General features: G+C 73.9%; 9 protein-coding genes. 4 read left to right on the forward strand and 5 right to left on the reverse strand.

The window, feature by feature from the left end:
* Positions 1–86: 86 nt before the first annotated feature.
* Positions 87–878, forward strand: a complete 792-nt coding sequence (locus ACTIR_RS0115055; RefSeq protein WP_026454903.1) for a helical backbone metal receptor — start codon at positions 87–89, stop codon at positions 876–878.
* A gap of 69 nt (positions 879–947) precedes the next feature.
* On the opposite strand, the gene pip is transcribed toward ACTIR_RS0115055, so the two are convergent.
* Together pip and panB are read right to left on the reverse strand one after the other, a co-directional pair.
* Entirely contained in the window at positions 948–1,940 is a 993-nt protein-coding gene (gene pip / locus ACTIR_RS0115060; RefSeq protein ID WP_026454904.1) for a prolyl aminopeptidase, read from the reverse strand.
* Between the two features lie 149 nt (positions 1,941–2,089).
* On the reverse strand, positions 2,090–3,031 hold the full coding sequence (gene panB, locus ACTIR_RS0115065) for a 3-methyl-2-oxobutanoate hydroxymethyltransferase (RefSeq protein ID WP_026454905.1): 942 nt from the start codon (positions 3,029–3,031) through the stop codon (positions 2,090–2,092).
* Between the two features lie 187 nt (positions 3,032–3,218).
* Between panB and ACTIR_RS0115070 the strand changes: the two genes are divergently transcribed.
* The gene (locus ACTIR_RS0115070) at positions 3,219–3,917 is read left to right on the forward strand and encodes a DUF998 domain-containing protein (RefSeq protein ID WP_026454906.1); all 699 of its coding nucleotides are present in this window, start codon (positions 3,219–3,221) and stop codon (positions 3,915–3,917) included.
* Positions 3,918–3,966: 49 nt separating this feature from the next.
* Positions 3,967–4,539 (forward strand): DinB family protein, encoded by a 573-nt coding sequence (locus ACTIR_RS0115075; protein WP_026454907.1) that lies wholly within the window; start codon positions 3,967–3,969, stop codon positions 4,537–4,539.
* A gap of 119 nt (positions 4,540–4,658) precedes the next feature.
* Here the strand turns inward: ACTIR_RS0115075 and ACTIR_RS0115080 are convergent, their stop codons facing one another.
* Complete coding sequence (locus ACTIR_RS0115080; protein ID WP_026454908.1) at positions 4,659–6,422, reverse strand: NAD+ synthase; 1,764 nt, start codon at positions 6,420–6,422, stop codon at positions 4,659–4,661.
* A gap of 48 nt (positions 6,423–6,470) precedes the next feature.
* Positions 6,471–8,792, reverse strand: coding sequence for an accessory Sec system translocase SecA2 (gene secA2 / locus ACTIR_RS0115085; protein ID WP_026454909.1), 2,322 nt, complete (start codon positions 8,790–8,792; stop codon positions 6,471–6,473).
* Positions 8,793–8,964: 172 nt separating this feature from the next.
* On the opposite strand from secA2, the gene ACTIR_RS0115090 reads away from it, so the two are divergent.
* Positions 8,965–10,560, forward strand: a complete 1,596-nt coding sequence (locus ACTIR_RS0115090; RefSeq protein WP_026454910.1) for an alpha/beta hydrolase — start codon at positions 8,965–8,967, stop codon at positions 10,558–10,560.
* 22 nt (positions 10,561–10,582) lie between these two features.
* Here the strand turns inward: ACTIR_RS0115090 and ACTIR_RS27225 are convergent.
* The coding region (locus tag ACTIR_RS27225) for an LppX_LprAFG lipoprotein (protein ID WP_034240329.1) at positions 10,583–10,945 on the reverse strand (363 nt) is incomplete at its 5' end.

Here is a 10,945-nt window from a genome sequence, read left to right on the forward strand (position 1 = left end):
CCCACCCGGTCCCGGCCCGCCCGGTCCCCGGCCCGCCCGGTGTCCCGGGGACCGCGCCGTGGCGCGGGGCTGGTGGACTGGACGGTATGCGTACCGATGCGACCGCGCCGACCGACGATCTCGGGGCCCCGGTGCCCCTGTCCGCCCGCCCGGAGCGGGTGGTCTCCCTGGTCCCGTCGTTGACCGAGGCGGTGGCGACCACCGTGCCCGGGGTGCTGGCCGGGGCCACCACGTACTGCTCGCACCCCGTCGACCTCGACGTCGGCAGGGTCGGGGGCTCGAAGTACCCGACCGTGGACTCGGTGCTCGACCTGCGGCCGGACCTCGTGCTCGCGAACGCCGAGGAGAACCGGCCGGACGACGTCGCGCGGCTGCGGGAAGCCGGGGTGCCGGTGTGGGTGACCGCGGCGCCCGCGACGGTGCCCGCCGCGCTGGACTCCCTGGAGCGGCTGTTCACCCACGCGTTCGAGGTCCCGGTGCCGGAGTGGCTCACCTCGGCGCGGCGGCTGTGGAGTGCGGTCGCGCCCGTGCGCGCGCACGCCGTGGTGCCGGTGTGGCGCAAACCGTGGGTCGTGCTGGGCCGGGACACCTTCGCCGGGGACGTGCTGCGCCGGGTCGGCGTCACGCACGTGTACGCCGACCATGCCGACCGCTACCCCCGGCCGTCCCTCGACGAGCTGCGCGCCCGCTTCGCCGGCGGCGAGGCGGACCTGCTCGTCCTGCCGGACGAACCGTACGCCTTCACCGACGACGACGGCCCCGACCACTTCCCCGGAGTCCCCTACGTCCTCGTCAACGGCCGCCACCTCACCTGGTACGGCCCCTCCCTCGTCGAGGCCCACCCCACCCTCCTGCACACCCTGTCGGGTGTGCCGTGAAGGGCACTTTCCCTGCGTGTGACGCAGTGAATGTGCCCCTCGCGGCGTCCGATGCAGGGGATGTGCCCCTCACGCTCGGCCGCCGGCCGCGAAGCGGTCGGTGGCCGAGCGCAGGGCGGGGAGGATTCCCGGGTCGGTGACGGCGTGGCCTGCCGTGTCCAGGACGGTCAGGGTGGAGTCCGGCCACGCCCGGTGCAGGGCGTGGGCCGTGGCCGGCGGGCACACGGCGTCGTAGCGGCCCTGCACGATCGCGCCCGGGATGCCGGCCAGCCGGTCGGCGTCCCGGAGGAGGGCGCCGTCGTCGAGCCACGCGCCGTGGGTGAAGTAGTGCACCGCCAGCCGGGCGAACGGCACCGCGAAGGCCGGATCCGCGTAGCGGGCCCGGTGGGCGGGCCGAGGGGTGATCGACACGAGCGCGCCCTCCCACTCGCTCCAGGCCACCGCGGCCCGCTGCCGCACCGCCGGGTCGGGGTCGGACAGCAGCGCGGCGTAGGCCGCCAGCGGGTCGTGGCGCCGCTCGTCCGGTACCGGAGCCAGGAAACGCTCCCAGTCCTCCGGGAACAGCCACGCCGCCCCACCGGCGTAGAGCCAGTCCAGCTCGCACCGTCGCGCGGTGAACACCCCGCGCAGCACCAGCCCGGACACCCGGTCCGGGTGCGTCTCGGCGTAGGCCAGCGCCAGCGTGGCGCCCCACGACCCGCCCAGCAGCAGCCACCGCTCGATACCGAGGTGTGCGCGCAGCCGCTCCAGATCGGCCACGAGATCCCAGGTGGTGTTGCCGGCGAGCCCGGCGTCCGGGTCGGCGTCCGGGTCGGTCACGCTGTCGGCCACGTGCGGCGTGCTGCGGCCACATCCGCGCTGGTCGAACTGCACGATCCGGTAGGCCGACGGGTCGAAGTGCCGCCGCGTCAGCGGGTCGCTCGCACCGCCCGGACCCCCGTGGACGACGACCGCGGGCCGCCCCTCCGGATCGCCACTGACCTCCCAGTGAATGCGGTGACCCCCGCCGACGTCGAGCATGCCCCGGTCGTGCGGCCCGATCGCCGGATACAGCCCCTCCACCGTGCCTCCGCTCGTCGACGCCCGTGGCGTGTGCCGGGCGCGGTCACACGCCCGGCACACGCGGGGGAGATCCTGGCAGCCACCAGGGGCACGCGGACGACCGGTGTCGTCCAGGGGCACGCGGACGACCGGTGTCGTCCGGGGCGCCGTCAGTGGAAGGTGTGTTCGGACGACGGGAACGTGCCGTCCCGGACCTCCGCGGCGAAGTCGCGGGCCGCCTGCGACAGCATCCCGCCCACGTCGGCGTAGCGCTTGACGAACCGGGGCGCCTTACCACCGCTCATCCCGGCCATGTCCTGCCACACGAGCACCTGCGCGTCGCAGTCCGGCCCCGCGCCGATCCCGACCGTGGGGATACGCAGTTCGTGGGTGACCTGCTTCGCGACCTCGGCGGGCACCATCTCCAGCACCACGGCGAACGCGCCCGCGTCCTGCAGCGCCAGCGCGTCGGTGACCAGCTCGTCCGCGGCCGTGCCGCGCCCCTGGACCCGGTAGCCCCCGAGGTTGTGCTCACTCTGCGGCGTGAAGCCGAGGTGGCCCATGACCGGGATGCCTGCGGCCGTGAGCATCTCCACGTGCGGTGCGAACCGGCGACCGCCCTCCAACTTGACGGCGTGCGCACGGCCCTCCTTCATGAACCGCACCGCCGTGTCGAACGCCTGCGCGGGGGAGGCCTGGAACGACCCGAACGGCAGGTCGGCGACCACCAGCGCGCTGCGGGCCGAGCGGGTCACCGACCGCACCAGCGGCAGCATCTCGTCCACCGTCACCGGCAGCGAGCTCTCGTAGCCGTACACCGTGTTGGCCGCAGAGTCACCCACGAGCAGCACCGGGATCCCGGCCTCGTCGAACAGGGCGGCGGTGTGGGTGTCGTACGTGGTCAGCATGGGCCAGGTCTCGCCCCGCTGCTTCATCTCCCGCAGGTGGTGCACCCGGACCCGCCTGCGGGGCGCCTCCGGCGCGGACGCCCCGGCGCCGTACGGCGCGCCCGTCTCGTCCCGCGTGGTGGCGGGTGCGGTGTCGTCGGTGTGCCCGGCGGCCGGGCCGGTGCCGGCCGCGTCCGGCGTGGAACGCGCGTCGTCTCGCGACATCCTCGTCGACCGTCCTTCCCTCGAGGCCTCCACGAGGTCCCCGGGTCGTGATCGTTGGACACCTTCAGCGTCGCACCGGCCGCGACGGCGCCCAAGCGGCTGCGATGAGCTTCACAGGGGGTTCTGCCCTCCGGCGCGCACGGCGAACGGCTGTGCTCGCCGGGTGCGGCGTGATAAGTAGTTCGCCATGCTCTCGGCCCTGCCCCGTTCCGCGCCGTTCGGCGTGGTCCGGACGGCGGCCGTCCTCCTGCTCGGCGTGGGCACGGCCGCCCACCTCGGATGGCTGGCCGAGCTGGTGCTGGACACCGACCTGTCCCCGCTGCACGACCTGCCGGTGGGGCTCAGCGCCCAGGGGCAGCCGTACCGGACGCTGTTCCGCCTCGCGGACGCGGTCGCCGGGGTGGCGTTCATGCTGTCCACCCCGCCGCTGCTGCGGCTGGCGCCGGTGCACTGGCAGGGCAGACTCACCGTCGCGGCGGTCTTCTCGTTCGGCGCCCTGATGCTCGTGCGGGCGGGGTTCCCCCCGGACTGCGTCCCGGCACTGTCCGAGGTGTGCGCGCCCCGCGGGGATCTCTCGCTCGCCCACCGGGTGAACGTCGTGGCCTCGGCGGTGCTCGCCGTGCAGTACGTCGTCGGCCCCGCGGTCCTCGCGCTCTGGTGGCACGCCGGGTGGGGCCTCGTCGCCCGGTGTGTCGTGGTGGTCGAGTCCGCGGCGGCGGTGGCGCTCGCGACGGGCGTCGTGACCGGGGTGTCGCGGTACGCGGGGGTGGCCGCCCGGGTACAGCTGGTGGCGATGTCGGTCCTGCTCTGCGCCGGCATGGCCTACCTGGTCGCGGTCGGACGCCGGGTGCGGAGCAGGGAGGGGACACCGTGGTCGCGAACGTGAGCGGAACCCACCGGCCGGGCCGTACCGCGGCGGGCCCGGGAGGTGTGCGGTGCCCGGTCTGATCGGTCCGGTCTCCGACGAGCGGGAGGGACTGCTCAACTACCTCGCGCAGCAGCGGTACGTGCTGTGCCTGGCGGCCTACGGACTCACCGACGAACAGGCCCGCGCCACGCCCGTGGCCGGCCCGCTGAGCGTCGGCGGGATCATCCGGCACGTCGCCGCGACCGAACGCGGGTGGCTGGACACCGTGCTCGGCCGGTCCCCACGCCCCGGACCGGAACCGGGCACCGCACCGGAGGCGACGCTGCACGAGATCATCCGCGAGTACGAGTGCGTCGCCACCCGCACCGAGGAGATCGTCTCGCTGATCGACGACCTCGGCAGGCCGGTGCCGGTGCCGCGGGACGTGCCGTGGTTCCCGGACGACGTCGAGGCGTGGTCGGTGCGGTGGGTGCTGCTGCACCTGATCGAGGAGACCGCCCGGCACGCCGGACACGCCGACCTCGTCCGGGAGGCACTCGACGGCGCGACGGCCTTCCCCCTCATGGCCGCCGCCGAGGGCTGGCCCGAGACCCCCTGGCTGCGCCCGTGGCGCCCCCCGGGCCCCGCCCGGCCCCGCTGACCGGGCGGTCACCGTGCGTGGTGGCCGTGAAGGACTCCCTGCCTGCGTCGGACGCAGTGAAGGAGTCCTTCGCGGCACCCGGGGCGGGGAAGGGGGCCTTCACGGCACACCCTGCCGCGTTACCCCCGGTGGCGTTCGCGCCAGGCGTTGGTCATCGGGAGTCTGCGGTCCCGGCCGAACGCCTTGAAGGTGATCTTGGTGCCCGGCGGGTACTGGCGTCGCTTGTACTCGGCCCGGTCCACCATGCGCACCACGCGGTCGATCACCTCGGCGTCGAACCCGGCGTCGAGCAGGTCCGCGAACCCCCGGTCACCCTCCACGTAGTCGTCCAGGATGTCGTCGAGCAGTGCGTAGTCCGGCAGTGAATCCGTGTCGAGCTGGCCGGGCCGCAGCTCCGCCGACGGGGCCTTGTCGATCGAGTTCGGCGGGATCGGCGGGGTCTCGCCGCGCTTGTCCGCCTCCGCGTTACGCCAGCGCGCGAGCTCCCACACCTGTGTCTTGAACACGTCCTTGATCGGGGCGAACCCGCCGACCGCGTCCCCGTAGATGGTCGAGTAGCCCACGGCCAGCTCGGTCTTGTTCCCGGGCGCCAGCACCAGGTGCCCCTCCAGGTTGGACAGCGCCATCAGCAGCATGCCGCGGACCCGGGCCTGGATGTTCTCCTCCGCCAGCCCGCTGCCCGCCAACCCGAGCTGGTCCACGTACAGCGCGACCATCGCCTCGACCGGCTCCTCCCGGTAGTGACAGCCGGTCCGCCGGGCCAGCTCGGCCGCGTCGGTCCGGGAATGCTGCGAGGAGTACTTCGACGGCATGGACACCCCGTACACGGCGTCCGCGCCGAGCGCGTCCACCGCCAGCGCCGCGCTGACGGCCGAGTCGATCCCCCCGGACAGGCCCAGCAGCACCGACCCGAAGTTGTTCTTGGCGACGTAGTCGCGCAGGCCGAGCACCAACGCCGACCACACCTCGGCCTCGTCGGACAGTGGCTCGCCGACCACCGACCCTGCGGCGACCCGCGGTCCGGTCTCCGGCGCGGACGCGGGAGCGGGAGCGGACGTCGCGGCCTCGCCGGGGAGGACCCGGCGGCGCACCGCGAGGCCGGCGAAGGTGCCCTCGGCCGTGTGCCCGCCCGCGGGGACGTCGAGATCGGTCACCAGCAGGTGCTCGGTGAACTGCGGTGCCCGCGCGAGCAGGGACCCGTCGGCGCCGACGACGATCGAGTCCCCGTCGAAGACGAGGTCGTCCTGCCCGCCCACCAGGTTGGTGTAGACCACGGGCGCCCCGGCCTCCGCGGCGCGGCGGGCCACCAACGGGAGCCGCACGTCGTCCTTGGACCGTTCGTACGGGGAGGCGTTCGGCGACACGACGACGTCGACACCCGCCCCGCCGAGCGCGGTCACCGGCCCGCCCTCCTGCCACAGGTCCTCGCAGACCACCACACCGATGTCCACGCCGTGCGCCCGCACCACGTCGAGTGCCGTGCCGGGCGCGAAGTGGCGCCGTTCGTCGAACACGCCGTAGTTGGGCAGGTGGTGCTTGTACTGGGTGGCCACGACCTCGCCCCGGTACAGGGCGGCCACCGCGTTGCGCGGCCCCGCGTCGTCGGCGTCCAGGTAGCCGACCCAGGTGAGCAGCTCGCCGCACCCCTGGTCGGCCAGGCGGGTGGCCAGCCGCGGCAGCGCCTCCGCCGAGGCGGACGAGAACGCCGTCCGGAGGGCGAGATCCTCCACCGGGTATCCGGTGAGCGACATCTCCGGGAACACGGCGAGGTGCGCCCCCGCCGCGGCGGCCTCACGGGCCCACGCCACCGTCCGGTCGGCGTTCCCGGCGAGGTCGCCGACGGTCGTGTTCACCTGGGCCAGGGCGATGCGCAATCGGGGCATGGCCCCATTGTCCCCCGCACCGCCGCGGCCGGGGGCGGGCCGGGTGCCTCAGTCCCGCTTCTTGCGCAGCGTCGCCCGCACCTTCTTCAGCGCCTGCTCGGCGTCCGAGTCGAACGGGTTGTCGTGCACCAGGTAGGTCCACGTCGAGGTCGGCCTGCGCACCCCCGCTCCCGCCAGGTCGACCCCGTCCGCGGTGACCTCCGCCTCGCGCAGGGTGGCCGCGGCGCGGGACTCCGCCTCGCCCCGGATCTTGCGGAACGCCGGGATCGCGGTGCGGTGGAACTCGTCCAGCGGTGCCTCCTTGGCCAGCGCCCGGAGATGGATCGTCTCCCGGACGTCGGTGAGGAAGGCGAGGTGGTCGGCCCACAGCTGGTCGAGGTGGAACAGGACGATCTCCCGGCAGGCCTGGTCCACCGTCGCCTCGTCGAGTGCCTCGGCGAGCTCGGCGACGCGGTCCGGCTCGGCCTCGGCGAGCAACCGCCGGGCCTCCCCGGTGCGCAGCACCTCGTCGCGGTACTTCAGCATCTCCGCGCGCTGGTGCTCGATCAGCCGCGTGTAGCGCCAGGTGTTGCGGTGGATCTCCAGGTCGACGCCTTCGGCGACCCGCTGCGCGTGGTTGATCTGCCGGTGCGCCGCGGGGTCGGTGACCTCGCCGCTGTCCTCGTCGGCGGGCAGGTCGGCGACGTCCGGCGCGTGCGCCAGCACCAGTTCGTCGGCGAGGCTGGCGAAGAACACCGAGCTGCCCGGGTCGCCCTGCCTGCCCGCCCGGCCACGGAGCTGGTCGTCGAGCCTGCTGCTCGGGTACCGCGCGGTGCCGATCACGTGCAGACCGCCCAGCTCGGCCACCCGCTCCGCGTCGGCGCCGTCCGCGCCCCCGAGCCGGATGTCGGTACCGCGGCCGGCCATCTGCGTCGACACCGTGACGGCGCCGAAGGTGCCCGCCTCGGCGATCACGGACGCCTCCTCGGCGTCGTTGCGCGCGTTGAGCACCACACACTCGATGCCGGCCTTGCGCAGCTTCTCCGCCAGCTCCTCGCTCTCGGCGACGTCCTGCGTGCCCACCAGCACGGGCCGTCCGGTCTCGTGGACCGAGCGGATCTCCTCCACGATCGCCCGCAGCTTGCCGGTCGGCGTGCTGAACACCCGGTGCGGCAGGTCCTCGCGGATGTTCGGGGTGTTCGGGGGGATCACCGCGACCTCGAGCCGGTAGAACTCCCGCAGCTGCTCGGCCACGGCCTCCGCCGTACCCGTCATCCCCGCCACCCGCGGGTAGCGTGCGATCAGCGCCTGCACGGTGATCGAGTCGAGGATCTCGCCGTGGTCGGACGGCGGAACCTGTTCCTTGGCCTCCACCGCCGACTGCAGCCCGTCCGGCCAGCGCTGCAACTCGGCGACCCGGCCGCGGGAGGCGTTGATCAGCTGCACCCGGCCGTCCCGCACCAGGTAGTCCACATCCCGGGTGAGCAGGGCGTGCGCGTGCAGGGCGGCGTTGACGGCCGCGAGCCGGTCGGTGGCCTCCTCGGCGTAGAGGTCCACCCCGCCGAGCGCCTTCTCCACCACCGACGCCCCCTCGGGGGTCAGCCACGCGTTGCGCCCGTCCGGGTCGGTCTCGTAGTGCAGGTTCACCCGCAGCCGCCGGACGATGTCGGCGACCTCCTCGTCGGCCACGCCCGCGTCCACCGAACCGGCCATCACCAGCGGCACCCGGGCCTCGTCCACGAGCACCGAGTCGGCCTCGTCCACGATCGCCACCTCGGGCTCCGGCTGGGCGAGGTCGTCGACCCGGGTGGCCAGCCGGTCCCGCAGCACGTCGAAGCCGATCTCGCTGACCGCGCCGTAGCACACCTCGGCGTCGTAGGCCGCCTGCCGCTCCTTCGCGTCCAGTGCGGGTTCGACCCAGCCGACCGAGACCCCCAGCAGGTCGTACACGGGGCGCATCCACTCCGCGTCGCGGCGGGCGAGGTAGTCGTTCACCGAGATCAGGTGCACCCGGCTGCCCCGCAGCGCGTGCCCGGCCGCGGCCAGCGCACCCGCGAGGGTCTTGCCCTCGCCGGTGGCCATCTGCACCACGTGCCCGGTGAGCAGGCCCATCACGCCGAGCAGTTGGACGTCGAACGCGCGCTCGCCGAGCCGCCGGTGTGCGGCCTCCCTGCCGAGCGCGCAGATCTCGGTCAGCGTGTCGTCGTCGAATCCGGTCTTGTCCCGCAGCGCCGTCGCCCGCTCGGTGAGCTCCTCGTCGGAGAGGCCGCCGAGCTCGTCCCCGCGTTCGGCGACGGCGGGCAGCAGGGCCTCGTACCGGGTCAGTTCGACACTGGCGGGTTTCTGGAGGAGTCGCCGCATCCTCCTGCCGACCCGGTCCCTCAGCGCCACCAGTGTCTCTCCTCCCTGTTCGTTCCCGAGCGGGTAACGCTCCCGTTCAGCACCGAGCGTGCAACGCTCCCGTTCGTCACCGAGCGTGGAACGCTCCGTTCGTCACCGAGCGGGTAACGCGTCCGGGTACCGTACGGTTCCCGCCTCGTCCGGAAGTGGCACGATCGCGGACGTGCTCACACGGAAACGCTACCTGCCCGGGGCAACCGTCCTGCTCGTCGCGGTCCTCGCGGCGTGCTCCGGTCCGGCGTCGGAGTCCCCCGACCCGACCGCACCGGCCGGCCCGGTCCCGGAGGGGCTGGAGACCTACTACTCCCAGCAGCTCGACTGGGGCGAATGCGCACCGTACGCCACGTCCGCCTACACGCAGCAGGCCTTCTCGACGGTTCCCGAGGGCGTCGAGTGCGCGCGGATGACCGTGCCACTGGACTACTCGGAGCCCGACGGGGAGACCGTCTCCCTCGGATTGCTGCGGCAACCGGCCGACGACGGTGGCGGCGAGCCGCTCGGCTCCGCCGTGATCAACCCGGGCGGTCCGGGGGGCTCCGGCATGTCCCGGGCCGCGTACATGGCGCAGGGCGAGTGGGACGGCCGGCTCGCCGAGCGGTTCGACCTCGTCGGCTTCGACCCGCGGGGGGTGCAGGCCAGTGAGCCCGCCGTCGACTGCTTCACCGACCGGGAGATCGACGCCGACCGCAACGACGTCGACGAGTACGACGGCAGCCCCGAGGCCGTCGCCGAGGCCGAGCGGGAGGCGCGGGAGTACGGCCGGCAGTGCGCCGAGCGCACCGAGCACGGCGAGGAGATGCTGGCCAACCTGGGCACCCGGGACGTGGCCCGCGACCTGGACGTGCTGCGGTCGGTGCTGGGGGACGAGAAGCTGACCTACATCGGGTGGTCCTACGGCACACGGATCGGTTACACCTACGCCGAGCGGTTCCCGGGCAACGTCCGCGCACTCGTGCTGGACGGCGCGGTCGACCCCGAACAGGACGCCATGGAGTCCCTGGTGGCCCAGTACGAGGGCTTCGGCGACACCTTCGACCAGTTCGCCCGGTGGTGCACGGGGCGCGAGGACTGCGCCCTCGGCAACGACCCGGCCGGTGCCGTCGGGGCGTATCAGGACCTGACCCGGCCGCTGCTCGACCGGCCGGTCGAACTCCCGGACGGCAGGGTGCTCTCCTACGAGGACGCGACCACCGGGACGATCGCCGCGCTCTACGACGACCAGAGCTGGCCGATGCTGAACCGGGGACTCACCGAGCTCGCGCAGGGGCAGGGCGCCACCCTGATGATGCTCGCCGACAACTACCTGCAGCGCGGCCCGAACGGCCGCTACTCGAACATGCACGAGGCGCTGACCGCGGTCAACTGCGTCGACGAGCCGCCGGTGACCGACCCGGAGCGCAACGCCGAGATGCAGCGGCAGGCGTTGGACGCCGCGGAGTTCCTCGACCCCGGGCTGCCCCCGTCGTCGGCACGCGGGCCCTGCGCGTTCTGGCCCGTCGACCACACCTCGAAGCCACGGCTGCCCGACGTCGACGGGATCCCGCCCCCGCTGGTGATCTCGTCGACCGGTGACCCCGCCACCCCGTACGAGGCCGGGGTCAACCTCGCCGAGGCCCTGGGCGGCCGGCTGCTGACGTTCGAGGGCGCGCGGCACGGTGCGTTCCTCGCGGCGGGCAACGACTGCATCGACGAGGCCGGCGCGGAGTACCTGATCAGTGGCACCCTGCCGCCGGAGGGCACCCGCTGCGGTACGGCGTGACGCCGGACCGCCGCCACCGGGATCAGGACCCGGTGGCGGCGGTCTCGTGTCCGTCGAGGGCGAGTTCCAGCATCACGGCGCCCTCGTTCTTCTGCCGGGGCGGCACCTGCATCCAGACCCGCAGCAGCTGTCCCTGCCCGCGCCCGGCCACCCAGAACTTCACCGCGACGTCGTCGTGGACGCCCGGCACGAACCCCGCGACGACCTCCCGGTCGAGCTCGCCGCCGACCCGGTAGCTGGGGACCCCGTCCAGTTCCTCCCGGCTCTCCGTCTCCAGCGCGGTGGCCTCGCGCAGCAGGGTGGTCAGCCCGTGTTCGGGATCGAGCAGCCGCGCCGGCGTCAGCGGGCCGGGGGCGGGACGCGTCCCGCCCGCACCGCCGCCCCG

This window comes from Saccharomonospora iraqiensis subsp. iraqiensis, from assembly GCF_000430445.1.
Classification (GTDB): domain Bacteria; phylum Actinomycetota; class Actinomycetes; order Mycobacteriales; family Pseudonocardiaceae; genus Saccharomonospora; species Saccharomonospora iraqiensis.

Excerpts from the sequence above, each read along its gene's own strand:
- ACTIR_RS0115070 (WP_026454906.1), top strand. The coding sequence starts at position 3,219 with ATGCTCTCGGCCCTGCCCCGTTCCGCGCCGTTCGGCGTGGTCCGGACG.
- panB (WP_026454905.1), bottom strand. The coding sequence starts at position 3,031 with ATGTCGCGAGACGACGCGCGTTCCACGCCGGACGCGGCCGGCACCGGC.
- ACTIR_RS0115080 (WP_026454908.1), bottom strand. The coding sequence starts at position 6,422 with ATGCCCCGATTGCGCATCGCCCTGGCCCAGGTGAACACGACCGTCGGC.
- ACTIR_RS0115055 (WP_026454903.1), top strand. The coding sequence starts at position 87 with ATGCGTACCGATGCGACCGCGCCGACCGACGATCTCGGGGCCCCGGTG.